The 22,666-nt window shown below is 68.0% G+C and carries 24 protein-coding genes and 1 tRNA gene; 11 read left to right on the top strand and 14 right to left on the bottom strand.

Annotated features, from left to right (window positions below; all coding sequences use genetic code 11):
* Positions 1–40 precede the first annotated feature (40 nt).
* Positions 41–568, top strand: coding sequence for a hypothetical protein (locus tag VMT40_RS20045; protein ID WP_326359917.1), 528 nt, complete (start codon positions 41–43; stop codon positions 566–568).
* 136 nt (positions 569–704) lie between these two features.
* Entirely contained in the window at positions 705–1,037 is a 333-nt protein-coding gene (locus tag VMT40_RS20040; protein ID WP_326359915.1) for a DUF7691 family protein, read from the top strand.
* Here VMT40_RS20040 and VMT40_RS39405 read toward each other — a convergent pair.
* On the bottom strand, positions 967–1,557 hold the full coding sequence (locus tag VMT40_RS39405) for a hypothetical protein (RefSeq protein ID WP_442790016.1): 591 nt from the start codon (positions 1,555–1,557) through the stop codon (positions 967–969). The two genes, VMT40_RS20040 and VMT40_RS39405, sit on opposite strands and share 71 nt — an antisense overlap.
* Before the next feature lie 151 nt (positions 1,558–1,708).
* Here VMT40_RS39405 and VMT40_RS20030 point away from each other — a divergent pair, with 151 nt between their 5' ends.
* On the top strand, positions 1,709–2,335 hold the full coding sequence (locus VMT40_RS20030) for a TetR/AcrR family transcriptional regulator (RefSeq protein WP_326359913.1): 627 nt from the start codon (positions 1,709–1,711) through the stop codon (positions 2,333–2,335).
* Between the two features lie 120 nt (positions 2,336–2,455).
* Complete coding sequence (locus VMT40_RS20025) at positions 2,456–3,652, top strand: CaiB/BaiF CoA transferase family protein (protein ID WP_326359912.1); 1,197 nt, start codon at positions 2,456–2,458, stop codon at positions 3,650–3,652.
* A gap of 119 nt (positions 3,653–3,771) precedes the next feature.
* Here the strand turns inward: VMT40_RS20025 and VMT40_RS20020 are convergent, their stop codons facing one another.
* The 6 genes from VMT40_RS20020 to VMT40_RS19995 all read right to left on the bottom strand — a co-directional run bounded on the left by VMT40_RS20020 (position 3,772) and on the right by VMT40_RS19995 (position 8,916).
* The gene (locus VMT40_RS20020; protein WP_326359910.1) at positions 3,772–5,211 is read right to left on the bottom strand and encodes a sulfatase-like hydrolase/transferase; all 1,440 of its coding nucleotides are present in this window, start codon (positions 5,209–5,211) and stop codon (positions 3,772–3,774) included.
* Complete coding sequence (locus VMT40_RS20015; RefSeq protein ID WP_442940793.1) at positions 5,193–6,224, bottom strand: formylglycine-generating enzyme family protein; 1,032 nt, start codon at positions 6,222–6,224, stop codon at positions 5,193–5,195. Before VMT40_RS20015 ends, VMT40_RS20020 begins: the two co-directional genes overlap by 19 nt.
* Positions 6,225–6,254: 30 nt before the next feature.
* A complete protein-coding gene (locus VMT40_RS20010) occupies positions 6,255–6,572 on the bottom strand; it encodes a DUF202 domain-containing protein (RefSeq protein ID WP_326359907.1) in 318 nt (105 codons plus the stop codon).
* On the bottom strand, positions 6,569–6,910 hold the full coding sequence (locus VMT40_RS20005) for a YidH family protein (protein WP_326359906.1): 342 nt from the start codon (positions 6,908–6,910) through the stop codon (positions 6,569–6,571). The genes VMT40_RS20010 and VMT40_RS20005 overlap by 4 nt, the downstream gene beginning before the upstream one ends.
* A gap of 237 nt (positions 6,911–7,147) precedes the next feature.
* Positions 7,148–7,684, bottom strand: coding sequence for a TetR/AcrR family transcriptional regulator (locus tag VMT40_RS20000; protein WP_326360269.1), 537 nt, complete (start codon positions 7,682–7,684; stop codon positions 7,148–7,150).
* A gap of 176 nt (positions 7,685–7,860) precedes the next feature.
* Entirely contained in the window at positions 7,861–8,916 is a 1,056-nt protein-coding gene (locus VMT40_RS19995) for an Lrp/AsnC family transcriptional regulator (protein ID WP_326359905.1), read from the bottom strand.
* Positions 8,917–9,040: 124 nt separating this feature from the next.
* On the opposite strand from VMT40_RS19995, the gene VMT40_RS19990 reads away from it, so the two are divergent.
* The 4 genes from VMT40_RS19990 (at position 9,041) to VMT40_RS19975 (ending at position 13,984) form a co-directional block, all read left to right on the top strand.
* A complete protein-coding gene (locus VMT40_RS19990) occupies positions 9,041–10,240 on the top strand; it encodes a M20 metallopeptidase family protein (protein ID WP_326359903.1) in 1,200 nt (399 codons plus the stop codon).
* Positions 10,241–10,300: 60 nt separating this feature from the next.
* The gene (locus VMT40_RS19985) at positions 10,301–11,722 is read left to right on the top strand and encodes an MFS transporter (RefSeq protein ID WP_326359902.1); all 1,422 of its coding nucleotides are present in this window, start codon (positions 10,301–10,303) and stop codon (positions 11,720–11,722) included.
* A gap of 26 nt (positions 11,723–11,748) precedes the next feature.
* Positions 11,749–13,035 (top strand): amidohydrolase, encoded by a 1,287-nt coding sequence (locus VMT40_RS19980; RefSeq protein WP_442790015.1) that lies wholly within the window; start codon positions 11,749–11,751, stop codon positions 13,033–13,035.
* Between the two features lie 247 nt (positions 13,036–13,282).
* Positions 13,283–13,984: a hypothetical protein gene (locus VMT40_RS19975; protein ID WP_326359900.1), complete on the top strand. Its 702-nt coding sequence runs from the start codon at positions 13,283–13,285 to the stop codon at positions 13,982–13,984.
* Positions 13,985–14,099: 115 nt separating this feature from the next.
* Here VMT40_RS19975 and VMT40_RS19970 read toward each other — a convergent pair.
* From VMT40_RS19970 to VMT40_RS19955, 4 genes are all read right to left on the bottom strand, one after another.
* Positions 14,100–14,173, bottom strand: a tRNA-Leu gene (locus VMT40_RS19970).
* Positions 14,174–14,230: 57 nt separating this feature from the next.
* Positions 14,231–15,076: a universal stress protein gene (locus VMT40_RS19965; protein ID WP_326359899.1), complete on the bottom strand. Its 846-nt coding sequence runs from the start codon at positions 15,074–15,076 to the stop codon at positions 14,231–14,233.
* Between the two features lie 258 nt (positions 15,077–15,334).
* The gene (locus VMT40_RS19960) at positions 15,335–15,841 is read right to left on the bottom strand and encodes a hypothetical protein (RefSeq protein WP_326359898.1); all 507 of its coding nucleotides are present in this window, start codon (positions 15,839–15,841) and stop codon (positions 15,335–15,337) included.
* A complete protein-coding gene (locus VMT40_RS19955; protein ID WP_326359896.1) occupies positions 15,838–17,085 on the bottom strand; it encodes a hypothetical protein in 1,248 nt (415 codons plus the stop codon). The genes VMT40_RS19960 and VMT40_RS19955 overlap by 4 nt, the downstream gene beginning before the upstream one ends.
* A 179-nt stretch (positions 17,086–17,264) precedes the next feature.
* Here VMT40_RS19955 and VMT40_RS19950 point away from each other — a divergent pair, with 179 nt between their 5' ends.
* Positions 17,265–17,606, top strand: a complete 342-nt coding sequence (locus VMT40_RS19950) for a hypothetical protein (protein ID WP_326359895.1) — start codon at positions 17,265–17,267, stop codon at positions 17,604–17,606.
* A 30-nt stretch (positions 17,607–17,636) separates the two neighbouring features.
* On the opposite strand, the gene VMT40_RS19945 is transcribed toward VMT40_RS19950, so the two are convergent.
* From VMT40_RS19945 to VMT40_RS39400, 3 genes are all read right to left on the bottom strand, one after another.
* On the bottom strand, positions 17,637–18,953 hold the full coding sequence (locus VMT40_RS19945; protein ID WP_326359894.1) for an NtaA/DmoA family FMN-dependent monooxygenase: 1,317 nt from the start codon (positions 18,951–18,953) through the stop codon (positions 17,637–17,639).
* Positions 18,950–19,921: an LLM class flavin-dependent oxidoreductase gene (locus tag VMT40_RS19940; protein ID WP_326359893.1), complete on the bottom strand. Its 972-nt coding sequence runs from the start codon at positions 19,919–19,921 to the stop codon at positions 18,950–18,952. Before VMT40_RS19940 ends, VMT40_RS19945 begins: the two co-directional genes overlap by 4 nt.
* Before the next feature lie 164 nt (positions 19,922–20,085).
* Positions 20,086–20,271: a hypothetical protein gene (locus tag VMT40_RS39400; protein ID WP_442790014.1), complete on the bottom strand. Its 186-nt coding sequence runs from the start codon at positions 20,269–20,271 to the stop codon at positions 20,086–20,088.
* A gap of 57 nt (positions 20,272–20,328) precedes the next feature.
* Between VMT40_RS39400 and VMT40_RS19935 the strand changes: the two genes are divergently transcribed.
* Positions 20,329–21,030 carry a hypothetical protein gene (locus tag VMT40_RS19935; RefSeq protein ID WP_442790013.1) on the top strand — a complete coding sequence of 234 codons (702 nt, stop codon included), beginning with the start codon at positions 20,329–20,331 and terminating at the stop codon, positions 21,028–21,030.
* Positions 21,031–21,120: 90 nt separating this feature from the next.
* Positions 21,121–22,500, top strand: a complete 1,380-nt coding sequence (locus tag VMT40_RS19930) for an MFS transporter (RefSeq protein WP_326359891.1) — start codon at positions 21,121–21,123, stop codon at positions 22,498–22,500.
* Positions 22,501–22,666 lie beyond the last annotated feature (166 nt).

Genomic DNA, 22,666 nt, shown 5'->3' with positions numbered 1-22,666 from the left:
CGCTCCTGAGCTGCCGCACCAACGGCGGACAGGGGCAGTCGTGACCGACGAACAAGACGGGGCAGAGGCCACACCACGTACTCGGCTGTTCCAGTTCCCGGGCGGCGTGCTGGAACTATCGCGCGGCGACGAGTTGGACGACTACTCCGGGTTCTACCTGGAGATCCGTGGACACATCGCGCTCGACGGCCACGAAGACAGAGGGGCGGAAATGCGCTACAAGGCAACGGCGCTGGGATACCTGCGAACCGATGTATCCGGGATCAGTCAGCAATGGGACGAGTCCGAGATACGCAGGCTCGCAACCAGGTACGGCTACGACTTCGCGGGCATGGTGATCTATGACCCGAACTCCGGTCGGCCTCCGTTGGCGCGACTGAAAGCACAAGCGACGCGGCTGGACGCTGAGGCGGTGTTCGTGCCATCCCTGGAGCACTTCGAGGGCGAAGCCCCGGGCTCGCTCGTGCAAAAGCTCGACGTGGTCACGATCCACCCCGAAGAGACCTACGCCCGGCGGGCGATGCCTCCGCTTCGGGATCTCCCGCCCGCCAAATCGGATGGCGCATAACCGGAAAGGCTGGTGTCTGTCTCGGACCCTCATGGATCGCGGAGCGGCTCCAACGATGCACCCAGGCCGCATCTCTGACGTCCGGTTCCCTTCCTGATGCCAACGACGCTGCGATCTACATCTATGTCTTCAAGAGATGTGTGAGCACTACGGCAAGTCGTTGGACAGCGAATACGACATGAGTTCCGAGTGGCTTGGTGAGGTCGAGGAAGCACTCGACGACGTTGGAGTGTGCTGCGAGCCGAGCGAGTACTTCGTGGCTGGGGACGACTTGCCGCTGCCTAGAGCGTTTCCGTACCCGATTGCTGGCTGCATCGACTTCGAGGTTCTGACCGAGCTGCGGGACGAGCTGGAACCAGCCTTGTCAGCGGATGTCGATTCTGACGTGCTCGAGACCGTCACCGAGCTCTCGGAATGGGCACATGAGTGCCTGCGGGAGCGTCGGGGTCTGGTCTGGTTCTTTTACTGACGGTCATGCCCCGCTGCTCACGACGCGGCCGAGCCTGGGCGACTTCTCTTCTGGACGCGGTGGCGGTGGCGCTGACCGCGGGTGCGCCCTTCGCTGCGGACGAATTACGGACCGAGATCGAGAAGGGTGAATCTGTGAACGCTGAAAATGGGGATCTGCCAGCCGTTTCCTGAGTGCCCCCGGGGTGGCACGTACAGCATCTACAACAACCCGGACCCGTCGTGAACTGCGAATTTCCGTCGAGATGGAGGTGGTGCGGCGTGTTCGTCGCCGATCGTAGCGGTGATCGGTCGACCGTCCTTGATTGCCTATGGCGAGGCCCTCCAGAGTGTTTCGATGGGGAGCGCGCGGAGGCGGATTTGACTTCGATGCCGATGCCGATGCCGATGCCGATGCCGATGCCGATGCCGCGACCGTCGGCGGCTTCGAGCACGGCGTCGACTTCGACTTTGTCCTTGGTGCGGTAGTGCCACAGCGTCGCACGCTCGTCATTCCAGGTGAGCTGGCGCGCCAACTCCATCAGGACGAAGTTCTCGAGAACGGGGCCGGCCGCGCCGCCCGGGTCTGCGAGTCGATCAAGTGGCGGTGAAGGGGGCGGTGAATCGGCGGCCGAAGGCGTCGATGTCCGAACGTATACTGCCCAGCGGGTCGGTCCAGGGAAGGGTGATTCGATGAGTGAGCCGGTCGGTGCGCGTCGCCCCCGCCGGCGGCGGGGGACGCGGGAGGAAACCGAGCAGGAGTTGTTCCGGGCGGTGTTGAACCTGCTGGAACGCGATGGTGTGCTCTCGGGGTTCACGCTGCGCGAGGTGGCCAAGGAAGCGGGAGTCAACCATGGACAGATCTATCAGTATTTCGGGACCCGGCGGGCGCTGCTGCGGGCCGCCATCTCGTATCTGGTTGAGCGCCGGCGACCGGAGCCGGAAAGCTATTGGGGACAACCGTTTCCGGAGCGTCGACTGGCGATGTGGCGGCTGGCCCTGGACAACCCGGAGCTGATCCGGCTGGAGTCGTTGCTCGCGCTCGACGGGGACGACGAGCTGCGGATGTTTCCGGAACTCGCTCGCACTCGCGCCGCGCTGGATCGGGATTGTGACACCGGCGTGCTGCCCTCGGACGCCGATGGTGAGGTCATGCACGCGCTCACGGCGGCCACGTATCTCGGCTACTGCGTCTTCCGGGAGGCGTTCGCCCGTGACCTCGGCATCCCGGTCGACGAACTCGACGGCCGCGCCGCCGCTGTCTACGAGCGCATGGTGAGCGGGCTGGCCGCCGACGAAGGGACCGCATCCGGCGACTGAATTCGGAACGGCCGGGTGGTTGATCCGTGGGCTTGCCTGTTGCGATCACAGTAATTAACGTTCCGTTAGTAACGGATTATTAATTACTGCGGGTTCAGGACCCGCGAGAAGGGGACCCGCATGGTTGACCAGGCATTGAGCGGCGTTCGCGTACTCGACGTATCCACCGTTCTGGCGGCGCCGGTGACCGCGACCCTGCTCGGCGACTTCGGGGCCGACGTGGTCAAGGTGGAAGAACCCGGCCGCGGGGACTTCACCCGGCTCGGGGCCGATCGGCCGGGTGGGCGCTCGCTCCAGTGGTCGCAGGAGGGCCGCAACAAACGATCCGTCACGCTGAACCTGAGAACCGAACGGGGACAGGAGATCCTGCGCGGTCTGGTGCCGCACTTCGATGTCGTGATCACCAATTACCGTCCGCCCACCCTGGAGGAATGGGGGATGGGACCCGAGGCCCTGCAGCGCGTCAACCCACGCGCGATCCTCGTGTATCTCACCGGCTACGGCTTGACCGGGCCGTACCGCGACCGCGGGGCCTTCGACCGGATCGCCAGCGCGTTCTCCGGCCTGACCTACGTCAGCGGCGATCCGGCCGGCCCGCCGGTGCGGTCCGGATACTCGGTGATCGACTTCATGAGCGCCTATCTGGCGGCCTTCGCCACCATGACCGCGCTCTACCACCGCGATGTGCACGGCGGGCCGGGTCAGGTGATCGACCTGGCGCTGTACGAGGCCGGATTCCGGGCCAGCGAGAACGCGCTGCTCAATTATTCCGCCCACGGCGTGGTGCGCGAGCGGCTCGGAAACAAGAATCCCTATATCGTCCCCGCGACCGATTTCGACACCGCCGACGGTCGGCGCGTCTCCATCCACGCCGGGACTGAACCGCTGTTCCTGAGACTCTGTGCGGTCATGGGCCGTCCGGACCTGGCTGAGGACGAACGATTCGCCAGCCCGATCGCGCGGATCGGGAATCAGGACGAACTCTATGCCGTCATCGCCGAGTGGACCTCGGGGATGACGGCCGACGACGTGGTGAAACTGCTCAGCGACAACGACATTCCGGCTTCTGTGATCATGTCGATCGCCGATATCGCCGCCGACCCGCACTATCGGACGCGGGGCACCGTGGTCGAGGTCGAGGACCCCGACCACGGCCGGATCAGCATGGCCGGGCCGCTGCCGCGGATGAGCGCCACCCCGGGCCGCATTCGCAGCCTCGGCCCCGAACTCGGGGCGAGCACCGCGGCGATTCTGGGTGAACTGCTAGGGCTCGACGCCGACGACCTCGCCGACCTGCGCACCGACGGCATCATCTGACCGTAGCCACCTTGAATCAGGTCAAATGCTGAGGAGGAGGGCCGGATCCGAGGATCCGGCCCTCCTGTCGCTGTACAACCGGATCGTCGAAGAATTCGCCGACGGCGGCGAATCGCGCATCAGCTGTTCAGGAGTGGAGGCGGGGTTTCTCCCGGCGTACCGATCGCCGCGGCGGCAGCCGGGCCGCCGAACCGATCCACCACCGCCGCCTGATCGGCTTTGGCTTGCTTATCGACCGCGACTGGATCGCAGATGGCAGCGAGTTCGTTCTCGAGGTCGGCCAGCACGCTCGCGTAGGCGGGGTCGGCGGCGAGATCTCTGGTCTGGTCCGGATCCGCGTCGAGATCGAACAGTTCGCTGTCGAAGCCGACGTAATGGTGCAGCACATGAGGTCCCTTGCGGATCATGAACGCGCCACTGATCGCGCCCATGGCATGGTATTCGCCGAAGACCACGCGTCCGGGATCGTCGGCGTCCGCGAGGTCGAGCAGCGAGCGGCCCGGACGCGGTGCCCCGATCGGGGTCACCGCGGCCGCTTGCAGGATGGTGGGATACAGGTCGACCAGACTGACTGGAGTGCGGCACACCGCGGATCCGGCAACTCCGGGTCCCGCCATGAGCAGCGGCACCCCCGAAGATTCGGTGTACATGAGGGATTTGCCCCACAAGCCGCGACTGCCCACCATGTCACCGTGATCGCTGGTGTAGATGACCAGGGTGTTGTCGGCCTGCCCGCTGGATTCCAGCGCCTCGAGGATGCGGCCCAGATTGTGGTCCAGGTAGCTGACCAGACCGAAATAGGCGGCGGCGGCGCGGCGACGCTCCTGCTCGGTATTGGAGTCGTCCAGACCGGGCAGCACACCGGCGAAAGCCTCCACCCAAGGATGCCGCACATGGCCGTGCTCGGGACGCATGGTGGGAGTGGGCATGTCGTCGGGGTCGTACATGTCGAAGAACCGCGGCGGCGCGAGATACGGGAAGTGCGGTGCGAGCAGACCGGTGTAGAGCACCCACGGTGCACGGTGATTGGCATCGTCGGACAGCCAGGCGCAGGCGCGATCGGTGACGGCGGCGTCGTAGCGGGTGTAATCACTGTCCGCGCCACCGGAGATCGAGACCATGAGCGGAGCGTTGTCCCGGCGTGGCAGCGGATCGCGCACCGAACCCCACACCTGCCCGATACCGTCCTTCAGATGCATCGGCAGATGCTGGACGTCGAATCCGGTGGGGTCCTGCTCGTTTCGGTAGTGGAGCTTGCCGATCGACTCGACTCGCCTTCCGGCGCGCTGCAATTCATGACCCCAGCCGTCCACCGCGCCGTCGTATCCCATGGCGTTGTCCCAATAGCTCGTCCGGTGCGGGTAGAGGCCGGTGGCGAACGCGGCACGGGAGGGCACGCATATCGGGCTGGCGCAATATGCGGAATCGAACCGGGTGCCGCGCGCGGCGAGCGCATCCATGTTCGGGGTTCGCACGACCGGATTGCCGGCGGCGCCGAGGATCTTCGGGTTGTGCTGGTCGGACATGATGACCAGCACGTTCATCGGTTGTTCGGACAAGGTGTCGTCCCCTTTCTCTCCGAGGCGCCGGGACGTGCCCGGTCGGCGGCGACGCGGAATCCGGTGTTGCCGCTGGTCGAATCGGGTGTGTTGTGGGTGCGGGCGGCGACGCGGTACCGGTTGCAGTAGCTGTCGTGACACAGATACGAACCGCCCCGCATCACCCTGGTGGTCCCGTCGGCCGGACCGCGCGGATCGACCCGCGGTTCGCGGCCGTGCTCGGTATGCCAGCGGTCCGCGCACCACTCCCAGACATTGCCCGCCATGTTGTGCAGTCCGAATCCGTTGGGCGCGAACGCGTCTACCGGCGCGGTGCCGCGATAGCCGTCGGTCGCGTCGTTGCGGGTGGGGAAGCTGCCTCGCCAGATATTGCAGCGATACTCACCGCCCGAGGCGGGCTCGTCGCCCCACGGGTAGCGAGCGTGCTCCAGACCGCCGCGCGCGGCGTACTCCCATTCGGCCTCGGTCGGCAGTCGCACGCCCGCCCACGCGCAGTATGCCCGGGCATCGCGCCAGGACACATGTACCACCGGATGATCCATGCGCCCGCCGATGTCGCTGCCCGGCCCCTCCGGCGCATGCCAGATCGCTCCCGGCACCGCGCACCACCAGGGCGTCGCGGCGGGCCGGCGGACCCCGCGACGCAAAGCGGCGGACAGGAATCCGGCGAAGACGAACGACCACCCGAAGCGCTCGGCATCGGTGAGATACCCAGTGGTGGAGACGAATTCGGCGAACTCGGCATTGGTCACCGCGTATGGGGCGATGGCGAAGGCGCTGATCCGCACGGGGCGCACCGGCCCCTCACCGTCACCGGGAACCGCGTCCGAATCGTCGCCGCCCATCAGAAATTGCCCGCCGGGCAGATCGACCAGCTTCGAGTCCAGGTGCTCACCCCGCTGTGGCACAACCAGTTTCGTTGCGGTCACGCCCTCTTCGCGCCGCGGAGCACAGCAGCCTCCCGGCGCGATCCCGATGTCGGTCGGGAGTGGCCACGGCAAGCCCGGGTCCATACGGCCTCCTCTTGGCGGTGGATGAAATGGTCAGCGAGCCAGGCTCATTGCCACAGTGGCCGCAGCGAAGAGAACCGCGGTCGACACGGTCGCCGTCACCGGCCCGATGGGGCGAGGGCGACGCGCGCGCAGGGCCGCGGTGCGCCGCGAACACGCCCAGGCGACCGTGCTCATGGCGGCCAGCGCCGCGACGGCAGCCAGGGTGCCCGGCCATGCCGCGGTGGTGATCGCGTAACGGCCGAGGAGGCCGAACACCGCCAGGGCTGACAGCGCGGTCCGCCGCCACGCCAATGCGGTGCGCTCGACCGCCAGCCCGGAGTCCTCCGCCCAGCGAGCCTTCTCGATCACGACACCAGCACCGCGGTTCCGGCGGCCAGCGCGACGGCCCCGACGCCGGTGGCCAGGACGGGCACGAGCACCGACGTCGGCAGCGTGTCGCCGCGATGCATGGCGGCCTCGGCCCGCCTCCACTGCCGGTACGCGACGGCCGCGATCACGACCGCCAACCCGGCGCACACCACCGCTATCGCCCGGCGAAAACCCCAGGTGGAGAAGTGCTCGGCCAGCGATTGCACGGCCACCCCACCGGCGAGCAGTCCAAGCGCGGTGCGGATCCAAGCCAGGAAGGTGCGCTCATTGGCCAGGCTGAAGCGGTAGTCCAGCGGTTCGGTGTCCTCGCTCGACATGGCAGGCCTCCTCGGCACCTCGCAATCAAACACGCATTCATGGACATGATGCATGTTATTGGACTCAGTGTCTAGAAACGGAGTGCTGTCACCACGTCATTGCCTCGGCGGAGGCGTGTGGCAACACCTTGGCATCTGTCGGCGGCCTCATCGGCGCTGGCGCGGGCATCGTCGGGTCCAGTGGCCGCTGACGATGCCGGCAGGGATTGAAATGCCCGGCCCTGTCCGGGAATTCGATCAGGCGGGCGGTTCGCCGTCGAAGCCGGTCGCCCAGTAACGGCCGCGCAGTGAGATATCGCGCAGTTGCTCCGCAATCCGTTCGGCGCTCGTCTGCGACCCCGATTCGAGCCACCACGACAGCGTGGAAACCAGCTCTCCGACCCATGCCCGCGCCAGGATCTCGGCATCGACACGCAGGGTGGTCCCATGCGCGGCCGAGCGGGCGGCGAAGATCTGCGCCGTGGCGGCGCTGCGATCCTCGACGAAGCGGCGCAGCGCTCGTCCGTCGCCTTCGCCGCGCAGGATCACGCGGTAGGCGTCAGGCTCTTGCGCGGCATGCCGGAACAACTCCAGCACGATTTCACCGCTGAACTCCTGGGCTGGAACGCCGGACAACGGTTCCAGCCGTTGCCGCATCTCCTCGATCAGCTCGGTGACGATGTGATCGAGGAGCGCGCCTTTGTCGGCGAAGTGGGTGTAGAAGGTCGCTCGCCCCAGATCCGCGCGTTCGGTGATGTCCTCCACGGTGATCGCGGCATACCCGCGCTCGAGCACCAAGGACAGAAATGCCTCCCGCAGCAGCCGCCGACTACGCCGCTTCCGGCGGTCTTCCGCTGCCACGACACCCCTTTCCGGGACCCCCGAATTGGGCCATATCCTAACCGGCTCTGGACTCCGAGAACGAATATGGACACCGCGTCCATGATCGGACGGTGACCGTGTCGCAGGGCTCAGCGTTCGGTGCGCGAATCGTGCTCGGCCACGGCGGTTTTCCAGGGATCGATCGCGACGCTGCCGATCCGATAGCCGTCCTCGTCGACCAAGTGACCGTTGATTTTCAACGAAGACAGCACAACCGACCGGTCGCCGATCACGATGCCGGGCGCCAACTGCGTCAGCCGGGTCTCGAAGCGCTGGATGTCGTCGGTCGAGCGCACCCACGCGATGATCAGCAGGTTGTGGCGGCCCGCGATGCCCGCGCACAGCCGGACGTCACGGTGACCGGCCACCGCCTGCGCCGCCGGTTTGAGCGCGTGTGACGGGATCTCGGCCCACAGCACGACGGTGATCGGCCGCTCGGTCAGCGGCTTGGCGATATCGCAGCGCAGCAGCACAGCGCCGGAGTCGATCAGGTGGGTCGTGCGCCGGCGAGCGGTGTCCACGCTGACGCCACACCGTGTCGCGAGGTCGGTGTAGGAGGCCCGGCCGTCGACGGACAGGGCCACCATAAGCTCCCGGTCCAGCGCCGACATCCGCAGCTCGCCGACCCGCCGCACCTGATTGACCGCGGCGAACTGCGCTGCCCGATCCGAGGGCAGTGCGTGCAGGCGCCACCGGCTGCCGTGGGTGTGGATCGCCGTGACCAGATGGGTTCGCCCGGCGGTGACGCCGCTGAGCGAACCGAGCACGCCGGTGATCCATCGGGACATGGCGTCGAAACTGGGGGCGATCACCGTGACCATCAGGTCCCGGCCGCCCGTGACGTGCTGGACCGTGACCACCATCGGTTGCTGCATCAAATGCTCGGCGGTCTCTAGCAGTCGCCCGTTCACACAGTCGATCTCGACAATGGCCATACAGCCCTGGCCGGAAGCCGCCAGCATCGGTCCCGGGTGGCCGCTGACCCACACCGCTCCGGCATCGGCCAGTCGCTTCCACCGCCGGGCGACGGTTACCGCGTCCAGTTGCAGCACCTGCGCTACGCGGGCCCAGCTCAACCGAGGGTTGATCTGAAGTGCGTTCACAATCGCGGCGTCCACATCATCGAGTCGGCCAAAATCCTTCATATTCGAGAGGATATTGCGGAATTCCAGCGCTTTCTAGCCAGCACCGATGCGGCGGCCCGAGGGTGGACGGAATGGCCGCGGTGCGACAGCCACGGCCGCCACCCATCGGAAAGGTCATGAGCGGATGTCGATACTCGAAGACGCCAAGGCTATGCACGAAGAACTCGTCGTGCTGCGCCGGTCCCTGCACCAGGAGCCCGAGCTGGGGCTGCGCCTGCCCCGCACCCAGGAGAAGGTGTTGTCGGCGCTGCAGGGACTGCCGCTGGAGATCACCCTCGGCGAGAACCTCAGCTCGGTGACCGCGGTGCTGCGGGGCGAGCGCCCCGGTGGCGCGGTGCTGCTGCGCGGCGACATGGACGCGCTGCCGGTGCAGGAGACCTCCGGCGTCGACTACACCTCCCAGGTGGCCGGGCAGATGCACGCCTGCGGCCACGACCTGCACACCGCCGGGCTCGTCGGCGCGGCCCGGCTGCTGTGCGAACAGCGTTCGAGGCTGCACGGCGATGTGGTGTTCATGTTCCAGCCCGGCGAGGAGGGCTACAACGGAGCCGGTTTGATGATCGAGGAAGGCGTGCTGGACGCGGCGGGCAAACCGCTGGACGCGGCCTACGCCATCCATGTCGCCGCGAACCGGCTGCCGCACGGCGTGCTGGCCAGCCGTCCCGGAACGGTGTCGACCGCTTCGGATGTCCTGCGCGTCACCGTGCACGGCCGCGGTGGTCACGGCTCCGCGCCGTTCTCGGCGCTCGATCCGATTCCGGCTGCCTGCGAGATGATCACCGCCATTCAGAACTGGGTGACCCGGACCTTCGACGTCCTCGACCCGGTCGTGGTGTCGGTGGGGTCCCTGCACGCCGGGACCCAGCACAACGTCATTCCAGACACCGCGACCTTCGAGGCCACGGTCCGCAGCTATTCCGAGCCCAACCGGGAACGTCTGGCCACGGGGCTGCCGCGGCTCGCGCGCGGCATCGCCGCGGCCCACGGGCTCGAGGCCGAGGCCGACTATCAACTGCTCTACCCGGTCACGGTCAACGACGCCGAGGAGACCGACTTCGCGCTGGACACGGCCCGGGAAATCATGGGCGCGGAACAGGTGTGGCTGGCCCCGCAACCGACATCCGGCTCGGAGGACTTCTCCTTTGTCCTGCAGCGGGTCTCGGGGGCGATGCTGCTGCTCGGCGCGGTTCCCGCCGGCAGCGACCACATGAGCGCGCCGATGAATCACTCGCCGCGCGCGGTCTTCGATGACGTGGTGCTGTCGCGTCAGTCGGCCGTGCTCGCCCAACTCGCCGTCGATCGCCTGGCCCGCACCGCGGCCTGACCGCCTTCCGCGCCCCGTCGCGCGAATTCGCTCCATCCCCCTGCAAGAAAGGTGCTGTCGATGAGTGTCGACCAGCCCGAATCCTCCGTCGCCGCGCCCCGGACGGGCGGCAATCATGTACGCGCTGTCGTCGGCCTGCTCGTATTCGTCGAGCTGACCAGCGGATTCATCCAGGGCGGCACCGTCCCGCTCGTTCCCGGCATTCGTAACATGCTCCAGATCAGCACCGCGGACGCGCAGTGGATCACTGCGGTCCAGTTTCTGGCCGCGGGCGTGTGTGTTCCGGTGTTCGGTAGGCTGGGGGATCTGTACGGCCACCGCCGGGTGCTGCGAATCGCCTTGGCGTCTATCACTATTGGCGCGATACTGATAGCTCTCGCGCCCGGCCTTCCGGTGCTGCTGATCGGCCGGATCCTGCAGGGACCGCTGGCCGCGCTGCTGCCGCTGGAGATCGGCCTGTGCCGAGATCGCCTGGACACCAACGCCAATCGGCGGGCGGTCGGGCTGCTGGTCTCCTCGCTGGCGCTGGGGTCGCTGCTGGGTTCGGTACTCTCCGGCCCGATCTACCACGGATTCGGCGAGATCCGGTACGCCCTCTGGACTCTGGTCGCGCTGGCCGTCGCCTGCCAGGTGCTGGTCTACACCGCTATTCCCGAGAGCCGGAATCGCGCGGCCGGTGGGATGGATTGGCGGGGTGCGGCATTGCTCGGCGTATCCCTCGTGCTCGTCCTGGCGGCCATCGCCAATGGCGGTTCCTGGGGCTGGGCTTCGGCGCTCACGCTCGGGCTGTTCGCGACGGCCCTGGCACTGTTCGCGGTCTGGGTCCGGGTGGAGCTGCGCAGTCCGGATCCGCTGGTCGACGTGCGCGCCGCCGCCGACCGAGCGGTCGCCCCACACCTGTTGTCCGCGTTCATTTTCGGCACCGTCGTCCTCGCCGCTCCGGTGGTCTCGATCTCCTATCTCGACGCCGATCCCGCGAAGACGGGCTACGGGTTCAACCTGTCGGCCGCGGAACTCGGCATCTGGGGCGGCCTGCCGCACATGATGGCCTTCGTCACGGCGGCGGTCGCGGCGGCGGTGGCGGCGCGAATCGGAATGCGCCGCATGCTCTTCCTCGCTTTTGTCCTCATCGTGGCCGGATACGCCGGAGTGATCGCCGCGCACAGCTCACTGCCGCTGTTCGCCCTGGCCTACGCGGTCGCCGGAGCCGGCATCGGCCTCGCCCTGGCCGGTCTCCCGACGGTCATCGTCGAATCCAGCGCGGCCGACCGATCCGCCAGCACGGTCGCCGTCTACAACAACATCAAGACCCTCGGCGCGAGCATCGCCGGCGCCGGATTCGCGGCACTGCTGGGCGCACTGGTGCGCACCGGCACCACGGTGCCGACGCTGGCGGCGTATCTCGTCATCTGGGGGCTGTGCGCGGCGGGAGCGGCGATCGCGGCGATCCTCACCCTGGTCTCGCCGCCGGGGACTGAGTAAACGAATCGAACCCACGGAGGAACTTCATGAATCCCACCGCTCAGGTCACCCCGATGCTGGCCGGGCTCGACGCCCGCCTGCCCGAACTGCGTGCCCGCTATGAGGATCTGCACGCTCATCCCGAGCTGTCCTTCCAGGAGTTCCGCACCGCGAGCATCGTCGCCGCGGACCTGAAGCAGCAGGGCTGGGACGTCACCGAGGGCGTCGGCGGCACCGGCGTCGTCGGGGTGCTCGCCAATGGTGCGGGTCCGGTCGTGCTGCTGCGCGCGGATATGGACGCGCTTCCGGTGGCCGAGGAGACCGGCCTGCGTTACGCGTCCACCGCGATCGGCACCGATGCCGAGGGCAATCAGGTGCCGGTCATGCACGCCTGCGGGCACGACATGCACGTGACCTGTCTGCTCGGCGCCACCGGCCAGCTGGCGGCCACCCGCGAAAGCTGGTGCGGCACAGTCGTCGCGGTGTTCCAGCCCGCCGAGGAGATCGGTGGCGCGCCCGCGATGATCGCCGACGGTTTCCTGGACCGGTTCCCGCGCGCGGAGGTGTGCCTAGGCCAGCATGTGCAGTCCGCACCGGTCGGCATGCTCGGTACCCGTGCCGGGGCTGTCATGGCGGCCAGCGACAGTCTGCGAATCCGGCTGTTCGGCCGGGGTGGGCACGGCGCGAGGCCGGATCTGACCGTGGATCCCGTGGTGATGGCCGCCGCGATCGTGCTGCGGCTGCAGACGATCGTCGCCCGCGAGGTGTCGCCGACCGACCCGGCCGTTGTGACGGTCGGCTCGATCCACGGCGGCAGCAAGGAGAATATCATTCCCGACACCGTCGACCTGCAGGTCAGCGTGCGCAGCATGAATCCTGTGGTGCGCGAACGCGTACTGAGCTCGATCGAGCGGATCGTACGGTCCGAGGCCGCGGCTTCCGGTGCCGAGCGGACACCGGAGATCACCCCTGTCTACTCCCTCCCGATGACCGTCAACGATATCGACACCACACTGACCGTCTTGGGCGCGCTCACCGAAACCTTCGGCGCCGACCGTGTTCTGACGCTCCCTCGGCCTTTCACCGGCGGTGAGGACTTCTCCACCTTCGGTACCGCGCTCGGCGTTCCGTCGGTGTTCTGGTACTTCGGCGGCACCGACCCCGCCCAGTTCGAGGGTGTCGATATGAAGTCCGTCCTGGAAAACGGCCTGCCCGACCACATTCCGGCGAACCACTCACCCCGCTACGCCCCGCTGCCCGACCCGACCATCCGGATCGGCACGATCGCCCTGCTCGCCGCCGCCGCGCCCTGGCTGCGCGAGATCCGACGCTGACGCGCCAACCGACCCGACCATCCCGATCCGATCACACCACAGTTCGAGGAGGCACTCCCACCCAGCACCCGCCGTAACACCGACGCAAAACGCCCCGCCGCGAATCACGCTGCGGCGGGGCAGATCAACGCTGCTCTCGCACTGAACCAACAGCCGAAAGAGCAGTTCGCAATCACGGTGCCAGGCCCGGCACCCCAATCGAGAGTACCCGGGCGATCCCGGATCACTCGCTTCGAAGGATCCATTGATGAGGAAGATCACCACCACCGGCGCGCTGCTCGTGACCGCGCTCGGCGTCTGCGCCGGAACCGCCGGTGCGACACCGGAAAACGGCAAGGTCGGCTACACCACCACGGTCACCGAGACCTCCACGACGATCACCACCGACGCCGGTTCGCTGGCCGTCGAAGACGGCACGTTCAAGATCAAGGCCGCCGACGGGACCGTACTCGCCGGCGCCGAGCTCTCGTTCCGCGTCGACGACTACATGTTCCCGATCGACGCGGACGTTCACGACCGAACCGCCACGCTCACACCGAAATTCGACGCCGCGCATGCGGTGTACAAGCCGGTCGCGCTGCCCTACGAGAACCAGGCTCCGTGGAAGACCGAGTACGAGCGTGAGCAGGCCGCCTGGAACCGCCTGGCGAGCACTCTCACCATGGGCGCGGGCATCGGCACGCTGGTCGGCGGCCTCGGTGGCGCGGCGGTCGGTTGTGTCCTGGGCGGTATCGCGGGCGCCACCGTGGCGGCCGCGGCCATCATCGGTCTGTTCGGAGCATTCCTGCCCGCCGCCGCGATCGGCTGCCTCGGCGGCATGATGGCCCTCGGCAGTCTCGGCACCATCGCCGGCAACCTGCTGATCACCGCACCGATCGCCATCATGGCCGCCGTCCAGTACTTCACCACCATCAACCAGCCCGCACCGAACCCCGCACCCGCGAAGTGATTTCACCGGAGATGCGGCGCGACGGCCAGCCCCGCCGCGCCGCATCTCCGTCGTGAGTCAGGCCTGGCCGGAATTATCTGTTGCGAGATCGAAACCGCTCGAGATGTCGCATTCGTGCCCCCGGACGGGCTCGAACCGTCACTGGGCGGATTTTAAGTCCGCTGCCTCTGCCAATTGGGCTACGGGGGCGTCTGGGTCAGACTACCGAGCCGTACGGTCGTGCTGGTAGCAGGTATTCGGGTGGGGTTAGGGAGTTGGGGCGATCATGATGGGGGTTTGGACCGAGAGCAGTAAGGATTGGCTGGTGGAGCCGAAGACTTTGGCGGCGAAGCCGCCTCGGCCTCGGGTGCCTACCACTAGGAGTTGGGTGGCGGTGGACATTTCGAGGAGGGAGCGTTCGGGGCGGTCGTGGGCGGTTTCGCGGTCGATGCGGACGTTGGGGTAGCGCTCCTGCCAGCCGGCGAGGCTCTCGGCCAGGACGTAGTCGTCGAGGGCGTCCATTTCGGGATCGTCGGAGGCGCCCTCGGCGTGTAGGGCGATGACGGCGACGCCGCGCACGGAGGCCTCCTCGAGGGCGGCTTCGATGGCGGGCTCACTGACTTTGGTGCCGTCCACGCCGACGAGGATGGGTCGGGTGGGCAGGTCGGGTGGGAGCGGGACGCCGTCGCGGACGACCACGAAGGGGCAGTGGGAGCGCCGGGCCAGGACCGAGCTGACCGAGCCGAGCAGGGCGCGGCGCAGGGTGCCGCCGCCGCGGGCGCCCGCCACGAGCATGCGCGCGGAGTGGGTGCGCTCCAACAGTGTGGGGACGACTGTGCCGGAGGCGAGTTCGGTGGTGACGGTGATGTCGGGCGCGGCCTTGGCGGCTTCCGCGGCCGCGGTCTCGAGCAGCCAGTTGCTGTGCTCCTCGAGCCGGGTGAAGTCCTCGGTGGTGAGGGCGGTGCCGAGCCCGAGTCCCTGATCGGGGGTGATCTCGAGGACGCGCAGCAGGTGCAGGGGCGCGCGGTGCAGGGCGGCGGTGTGGGCGGCCCAGGCCACCGCGGAACCGGCCGATTCGTCCACGGCCACGATGACGGCGTCGCCGGTCGACATGCTGAGTCCTCTCCTGCCGTGAATCATGCGGCGCTGCTATGGGATAGCTGAGCGGTCGCTATCGACCCTACGCCCAAGCGGCGGCGAAACGCCCGCGGCCTCGCCGACGGGTGTACGAGACTCGGCGAGGACGCGGGTCGGGCCGCAGGAGCCCGTGATTGCATCCTGGTACCTCAACCGCTGTTGAGGTCAAGCTCGCGATTGCTCGCCGGCGTCTCGCGATCACTCGAGGCCGCGATCGTTCAAGGCCGCGATCGTTCAAGGCCGCTCGGCCCCGTCCGGCCAGATCACCGTCACCGGCATGCCCCGCTCGCGCGCGATGGCCACCACATCGGCGGTGCCCCCGTACCCGCGGGCGGGCAGCCCGTCCCAGACCGCGAGCAGTTCATCGGACTCGTCGAGCATGCGCAGACTGCCCGCCTGATGCGCCTCGGAATCGGACTCCTCCCGATCCACTTCGATCACCCGATCCGCCTCGCCCAGCAGCCGGTCGTATACCTCGTGATGGAATTCGGGCAGGCTGGCCCGATAACGCCGCGCCGGAACGACCGCGACCAGCCGCCCGCCGATATCCAGAATCGCCTGGGCGAACAGCGAATCCGGCCCGTCCGCGAGACAGCTCACCCCGATCAGATCGGCCGGCCCGGGCCGCACCCGCAGCGCCGCCTCGACCCGCAGCGCCACCTCCAGCCGCAGCGCCCGGTCCACCAGCGCGAGCGTGCCCGCGGGCAGTCCGCGATGCCCGGTAATGGCGACGCTCGTCATTGATCGTCTCGTCCGTAGAGGGTCGCGAGGGCTTCGTCGAGCGCCCTCGCCTCGACGGTACGCGCGGGCAGGTCGGCGCGGAATGCCCTGGCCAGTCGGGTGATTCGCTCGCTGTGATAGGTGAGCCCGACCAGCAGCGCCTCGGCCGCGAGCGCGCACCCGCCCTCGACGTCGCCCGAGCGTGCCAGCACCCGGGCGTGCTCGACCTGGGCCAGGGCGCGCGGCTTCTCGGCGGTCAGCGCGGCGTCGGCGTTCTCGAAGGCGATGTGCGCGGCGCGATGATCGCCCAGCCGGGTGAGCGCGCTGGCCTGATAGCGGGCCGCCTTGGGCCCGTCGAAGACGAAGACCCACGGCCATTGCGGTTCTCCGCGTTGCCGATCCACCAGCCGCTCGGCCCGCCGCAGCGCGCCCAGCGCCCCCGCGCGATCCCCGGTCGCGGCATAGGCGACGGCCAACAGCGACGACATCCACGCCCCGGCGCTGTCGGGAGCCTCGCGCCCCAGCTGCGAGGCCGCGGTCCGCAACAAGGTCAAACCCGCTCGTGCATCACCCATTTCGACCGCGTAGTGCCCGAGGCTGGCCGTCATGTACGACACCAGCAGCGGATGATGCGTCCGCTCCGCGTGCCGGATCGCCTCCACGTATCGCCGCCGCGCCGCCGCGTCATCACCGCGATCGGCCGCCAACCACGCTGCCAGCCCGGCGATTTCGGATAGCGCGCGAAATCCCCCCGAGGTACGCAATCGATCCCGCACCACTCCCGCCACCAGATTCAGATGCGCGTCCACCACCGGTGCCAGCCGATCCGAGGGCACCGACGATTCCATGCGCCGATAGTTGGCGGTCGGTCCGGCCAGGGTCTCGATGAGCTCGGATTCGGTTGGCGCGGAATTCGACAGCACCACGTTGGTGGTCACCACCAGCGCGCTGGAAAGAAACTGCTTGCGGTTCACGCTCTCGTCATCCACCGCGCGATGCGGCGTGCGGAAGCCGAGTTCGGCATCGGTCGCCACATTCAGGACTGCTCGCAGGGCGGCTCGGTAATGCTTTCTGGGCCATGTCGTTTCGCCTCGCTCCCACTTGCCGACGTGTCGTTCGTCGACGGCCCCCCGCTTGCTGGTGGCCCGGAAGACCTGGTCGTTGACGGCGTCCGCCAACTCCCGGCGAGTCATCGATTGTCCCGGCGCTCCGGGTGATTCCATGCGCAGCCGAGCCTCGATGAGCAGCTCGTTCCGTCCGGTCACGGCATGCGGCCTCTCTGGTGGACCTATCCCGAGAATAGGTCTTCCACAGATTTGCCGTGCCGCCATGACCCCGATTTGCCCCGTACTTTCCCCATTGCACGCAATGGATCAATTCGGTCGTCCGGACCAACGTTGAAGTCGGCACAGTCGGCGACACCGGAAAGCCCAAAGGGATAGCCATGACATCGGAACCCAGCGCCATCGGATGGTTGCGGAGCGACATCTCCGGCGACCGGCGGGAATGGGATGAGGCCCGAATACGCGGTTTGGCCCACCGTCTCGGCTACGACCTGCGCAAGACGGTGGTCTTCGGTCCTTGGACCGACCGACCGGTCCAGCGCCTACGCGTGCTGGTCTCCCGGCTCGATCTGGAGGCCGTGATCGTGCCCAGCGTCGATCATTTCGAAGGAGGTCGCGTCCCGGCCGAATTGGTGGCCGTCACCGACATCATCACGGTGTTCCCGGAGAACACCTACGCCCGCTACGCGGCCGGGAATCTGCCGGAGCGATTCCAGGCCTAGCGGGCGGGCGTCGGCGAAAACTGCAGAGGGTCAGCGGCGAGTAAGCGGCGGGCGAAGACCGAGATGTTCGCGGAGGGTTGTCCCGGAATATCCCGTCCGGTACGAACCGCGGTCCTGGAGTTCGGGAATCAGTAGATCCACGATCTCGTCGAGACCGGTCGGGACCTTGTACGGGGTGATATTGAACCCGTGGCTCGCGCCGTGGCGGACCCACCGGGTCAGTTCGTCCGCGACCTGACCCGGCGTGCCCGCGAAGCCGAAACGGGCCGTGGTCTCGATGGCGACCTGGCGCAGCGTGAGCCGCTTCGAGTCGGCCAGGGCCCGCCACTGCGCCACGACGACCCCGCGATCCTGCCCGTCGCGCTGCGCGCCGCGCGTGGATGAAATCGGTGATGGCTCCGGGTCTTCCGCGGGCAGCGGCCCGTCCGGATCCAGATGCGAGAGGTCGCGTCCCCAGACCTGCCCGGCCAGGGAAAGCGCGGTCGCACCGGTGATCTGCTGTTCGAGCACCCAGCGCCGCTTGTCCTCGACCTCGGCGGCATTGTCGGCCAAGACGATCTGCGTGCCCGGCAGAATGCGAATGTCATCGGCCGGACGGCCCGCCGCCACCAGCCGGGCGCGAATATCGTTCGCGAATTCCAGGGCCGGATCGAAATGAGTTCCGAAGGGGGAGAAGATGACCTCCGCCTGCGCGGCCGCGAAATCCCGTCCGGCGGGGGAGACACCGGCCTGGAAGATCACCGGATGCCCCTGGGCGCTGCGCGGCACGGTCGGTCTGATCGCCACCCGGAAGTGCGCGCTGTCGCGTTCGACGGTCCGAATCTCGGTGTCCGACCAGCCATCCCAGATTTCCCGTGCGAGGCTGAGGAATTCGGCCGCCCGCTCATAGCGCAACGCGTGATCCAGGAAGCCGCCCTTCCGGAAATTCTCACCGGTCCAGGCATTGTCGGTGGTCACCACGTTCCAGCCCGCGCGCCCGCCCGAGAGCACATCCAGGCTCGCCAGCCGCCGCGCCAGATCGGCGGGTTCGTTGTAGGTCGCGTTCTGCGTGGCCACCAACCCGATTCGACGGGTGAGCCCGGCCAGCGCCGCCAATTGCGTGATGGCGTCGGGCCGCCCCGCGATATCGGTGTCCAGCAGCTGCCCGTCCTGCTCGCGCAGGCGCAGGCCCTCGCCCAGGAAGAAGGCGTCGAACAGTCCACGCTCGGCGGTGGTGGCGACGCGGCGGAAGCTCTCGAAGTCGATCTGTGAACCGCTGCTGGGATCCGACCAGATGGTGCTGTGATTGACGCCCTGGAAGAAAACCCCGAAATGCACCTGGGCGTCGGGGAAGGGGACCTCGGTCATCGGGCGAGCTCCTTGGCATAGCGGTTGACGGGGCGGGGCAGGCCCAGATTCGCGCGCAGCGTCGAACCGGGGACCGGGCGATGGGCGAGACCGGCGCGCAGCAGGGCGGGCAGGACATAGCGCGCGAGGATCGGGAGGTCGGCGTCGACGGCGGTCGGCCGCAGCCGGGCACCGTCGGCGACCGCGGCGAGCTCGGTGAGCCGGGCGACCAGGTCGGCGGCCGCCCCGGATCCGTCCAGGCCGATCTCGAGATCGACCAGCACACGCGGAATTCCGGCCGCGCGGGCGTTGTCGATCGTGGTCCGGATCTCGGACGGTGTTGCGCCACCCACCAAGGCGACGTCGATACCCTCGGATTCGGTTGTGCCGTAGCCGAACACGACAACCTGCCCTTGCGGCGGTCGCGGCACGATCGCCGGACCCTTCACCGAGAAGGTCTCCCCGATGAAGTCGATGTGGTGCAACTTCTCGCGATTCAAGAACTTCCCGGCCGCGTAGTCACGTACGACCGCGTCGTCTTCCCACGAATCCCACAGTCGCCGTGCGACTTCGATGGCGTCGACGCGCTCGCGTCGAATCTCGGACTCGGTCACGCGCGGTGTCGCACCCCAGGCCCGCGCCGTGCCCGGATCGTCGATGGCGAGCCATCCGGCCCGCCCGCGTGTGGCGTAGTCCAGGGTCGCCAGCTGCGAGGAGAGGTGGAACGGCTCGGCGTAGGTGGGTGCGAGGGCCGGGACCAAACCGAGGGTGCTGGTGGTGGCGGCCACGAAACCGGCTCGGACACCGGCATCGAGCCGGACCTCGGAGGGCCCCGGGGGCGGGTCGAGGGAGTCGCCGATGGTCGCGAAGGTGAACCCCGCGTTCTCGGCCGCGTGCACGCGCGCCTGCCAGTCGGCGGGGTGGCCTGCCCCGTCGAGTTCGATTCCCAACGCGAACAGGCCCGTTCGGTATTCGCTCTCACTCGCCATGGGTTTGACGATCGTCGAACTGTGCGAGGTGGGACATGGTTGCCGTCAGTGTGATCCGAACCCGGCGGCGGCTGGTGAGCCAGTTCACAGCAGGCCATCTTGCTTATACCCCTGGGGGGTATTAATTTGATCTTCCGTAAGGCACCGAAAGCAGTTGAGAGGAACTAGAAATGACCACCCAGGCACACGCCGGACATCACAACCACGCTGCTCACGGTGACCACGCCGCCCACGCCGACCATGCGGCGCACGCGGACCACGCCGCACACGCGGGACATGCGAATCACGCCGCGCATGCGGGCCACGCCGCTCACGAATCGCACGCCGCCCACGACGCGCACGGCAGCCATGACGCGCACGCTGGCCATGATGCGCATGCCGCGCACGGGGGTGGCTTGCCGGGTGGGTTGCAGATCACGCAGGACGGCTACACCCTCGAACTCGCCGAGAATGTCGTCGCCGCAGGCGAAATCGAATTCCGCTTCCGCATCCTGGGCCCGGACGGCCACGCCGTCACCGACTTCGACGCCATCCACGACAAGGAACTGCACCTGATCGTCGTGCGGCGCGAGCTGACCGGCTTCTGGCACGTCCACCCCGAGCGCGCCGCCGACGGCACCTGGTCGGTCACCCTGAACCTCCCCGAGGCGGGCGCGTACCGCGCATTCACCGACATCAATCCCACGGCGCTGGGCCAGACCATCACTCTCGGTGCGGATTTCGCCATCGCGGGTGAGTACCAGCCTCAGGCCGCCCCAGCGCCGGAGCGCACCGTCACCGTCGACGGCTACGAGGTCACCCTGGACGGCGATCTGGTGCCGGGCGAGGGCCGCCTGCTCACCCTCACCGTGCGCAAGGATGGCGAGCCGGTCACCGACCTGCAGCCCTACCTCGCCGCCTACGGCCACCTGGTGATCCTGCGCGCCGGTGATCTGGCCTACGTCCACGTGCACCCGAACGGCGCGCCCGGCGACGGCGTCACCGCCCCCGGCCCCGAAATCACCTTCCACACCGCGATTCCCGGCCGCGGCACCTACCGCCTGTTCCTGGATTTCAAGCACGGCGACCGGGTCCGCACCGCCGCGTTCACCCTGCCCACCACCCACTGATCCCACTCCCCGAACGGAAAAGCCATGTGCGCCTGTCGATGTCACCGCAGCCGTGATCCACCCCCTTCATTCCCGAAAGAAGTATCAGCAATGCGCACCCTGCCCCTGGCCGTCTGGGCCCTGGTCATCGCCGCCTTCGCCATGGGCGCCGACGAATTCGTCGTCGCCGGTGTGGTGACGGAGATGGCGGACTCCCTGCACGTATCCCTCGGCGCCGTCGGACGATTCGAGAGCGCCTACGCTCTCGGCGTCGCTCTCGGCGCACCCCTGTTCACCGCGATCGGCAGCCGCGTCAGCCGTCGGTTCATGCTGTTGGCCACCACCGGCGTCTTCCTCGCCGGAAACACCCTGTCCCTGCTCGGCCCCACCTACGACACCATCCTGGCCGGGCGCGTCATCGCCGCCCTGGCCCACGGAGCCTTCTTCGGCATAGCGGCCCTCTTCGCCGCAGAACTCGTCGCCAAGGCCAACCAAGGTCGAGCCATCGCCACGGTCTTCGCGGGCTCCACCGCCGCAACGATTCTCGGCGCGCCGATCGGCGCGGCCGTCGGCAAGGCCCTCGGCTGGCGCGCTACCTTCGGCACGCTCGTCCTCTTCGGCATCCTCGCCGCCATAGGCCTTATCCTCTTGATTCCCAAGTCGATCGGCCGGGAGCGTGCCCGAACCGTCGACCACGGCGGCCACGGCCACGACCATGCGGCGGCTGTCGCATCCGGCCACCCGCATGATCACGCGGTGGCAGAGTCTCACGCCCACAGCCACTCCCATGGCGAGGAGGCGGACGGCGTTGAGCTCGATGCGCACGCTCGGATGCATATGGCTGCCAATGGCAGTGCGCCGCTGCGGGATCAGGTGCGGGCGTTGCGGCGGCCCGCGGTGTGGATCGGGTTGTTGACCACGCTGTTGGGTTACGGCGGGGTGTTCACCGGCTACGTGTATCTCGCACCGCAGTTGACCGAGGTCACCGGGCTCGGAAAGCAGTGGGTGACACCGATGTTCCTGCTGTTCGGCATCGGACTGTTCGTCGGTAATCAGCTCGGCGGCAAGCTGGCGGACCGGAATTTGCGCCTGGCCCCGGTGGTTTCGATCGGCTCGCTGGCCGTCGCCCTCTTCGCGCTGACCCTGCTCATCCGCAATCCGATCACCGCGGCCTTGGGCCTGCTCGCCTACGGCGTGGCGGCCTTCTCGGTGGTGGCTCCGCTGCAACTGCGGGTCATGCGCAAGGCCGGTGATGCACCGGATATCGCCTCGGCCGCGAATATCTCCGCCTTCACCCTCGGTTCGGCCCTGGGCATCTGGCTCGGCGGCGCGGCCATCGACGGCGGCCTCGGCCTCATCTCGGTGAACTGGGTGGGCGGCCTCATCGCCACCGCGGGCCTGGCACTGAGCCTCGTCTCGCTCCGACTGGACCGGAACATCGCCCCCGAACCCTTCGAGAGCGAGCCGATCCACCTGACACACCACCACTGACCACCGACACGAACACGGTCGGCCGACACCGGCGACCAATCGGGACGGGCATCCGGATTCGGGTGCCCGTTCTTGTCGTTCGACCAGCTCATCGGCTTGCTCGCCCGCTCACAGGGAACTCGCAGCCGACGTGGAGCTCGGTTCGAATCCCGCGCCATAGGCTCCG

Origin of the sequence: Nocardia sp. CDC160 (assembly GCF_035818795.1) — a bacterium.
Taxonomy (GTDB): Bacteria; Actinomycetota; Actinomycetes; order Mycobacteriales; family Mycobacteriaceae; genus Nocardia.
Note: the sequence above shows the minus strand (reverse complement) of the source record. Positions and strands in the feature narration are given on the sequence as shown.

What these genes read in the sequence shown, in the direction of transcription:
- VMT40_RS20040 (WP_326359915.1), top strand. Translation starts at nt 705, where the DNA reads ATGTGTGAGCACTACGGCAAGTCGTTGGACAGCGAATACGACATGAGT.
- VMT40_RS20015 (WP_442940793.1), bottom strand. Translation starts at nt 6,224, where the DNA reads ATGGACCCGGGCTTGCCGTGGCCACTCCCGACCGACATCGGGATCGCG.
- VMT40_RS19975 (WP_326359900.1), top strand. Translation starts at nt 13,283, where the DNA reads ATGAGGAAGATCACCACCACCGGCGCGCTGCTCGTGACCGCGCTCGGC.
- VMT40_RS19965 (WP_326359899.1), bottom strand. Translation starts at nt 15,076, where the DNA reads ATGTCGACCGGCGACGCCGTCATCGTGGCCGTGGACGAATCGGCCGGT.
- VMT40_RS19990 (WP_326359903.1), top strand. Translation starts at nt 9,041, where the DNA reads ATGTCGATACTCGAAGACGCCAAGGCTATGCACGAAGAACTCGTCGTG.
- VMT40_RS19940 (WP_326359893.1), bottom strand. Translation starts at nt 19,921, where the DNA reads ATGGCGAGTGAGAGCGAATACCGAACGGGCCTGTTCGCGTTGGGAATC.
- VMT40_RS19950 (WP_326359895.1), top strand. Translation starts at nt 17,265, where the DNA reads ATGACATCGGAACCCAGCGCCATCGGATGGTTGCGGAGCGACATCTCC.
- VMT40_RS20025 (WP_326359912.1), top strand. Translation starts at nt 2,456, where the DNA reads ATGGTTGACCAGGCATTGAGCGGCGTTCGCGTACTCGACGTATCCACC.
- VMT40_RS39400 (WP_442790014.1), bottom strand. Translation starts at nt 20,271, where the DNA reads ATGGCTGCCGTGCGCGTCGTGGGCGGCGTGCGATTCGTGAGCGGCGTG.
- VMT40_RS20005 (WP_326359906.1), bottom strand. Translation starts at nt 6,910, where the DNA reads ATGTCGAGCGAGGACACCGAACCGCTGGACTACCGCTTCAGCCTGGCC.
- VMT40_RS19985 (WP_326359902.1), top strand. Translation starts at nt 10,301, where the DNA reads ATGAGTGTCGACCAGCCCGAATCCTCCGTCGCCGCGCCCCGGACGGGC.
- VMT40_RS39405 (WP_442790016.1), bottom strand. Translation starts at nt 1,557, where the DNA reads ATGGAGTTGGCGCGCCAGCTCACCTGGAATGACGAGCGTGCGACGCTG.
- VMT40_RS19980 (WP_442790015.1), top strand. Translation starts at nt 11,749, where the DNA reads ATGAATCCCACCGCTCAGGTCACCCCGATGCTGGCCGGGCTCGACGCC.
- VMT40_RS19960 (WP_326359898.1), bottom strand. Translation starts at nt 15,841, where the DNA reads ATGACGAGCGTCGCCATTACCGGGCATCGCGGACTGCCCGCGGGCACG.
- VMT40_RS19945 (WP_326359894.1), bottom strand. Translation starts at nt 18,953, where the DNA reads ATGACCGAGGTCCCCTTCCCCGACGCCCAGGTGCATTTCGGGGTTTTC.
- VMT40_RS19930 (WP_326359891.1), top strand. Translation starts at nt 21,121, where the DNA reads ATGCGCACCCTGCCCCTGGCCGTCTGGGCCCTGGTCATCGCCGCCTTC.
- VMT40_RS19995 (WP_326359905.1), bottom strand. Translation starts at nt 8,916, where the DNA reads ATGAAGGATTTTGGCCGACTCGATGATGTGGACGCCGCGATTGTGAAC.
- VMT40_RS20030 (WP_326359913.1), top strand. Translation starts at nt 1,709, where the DNA reads ATGAGTGAGCCGGTCGGTGCGCGTCGCCCCCGCCGGCGGCGGGGGACG.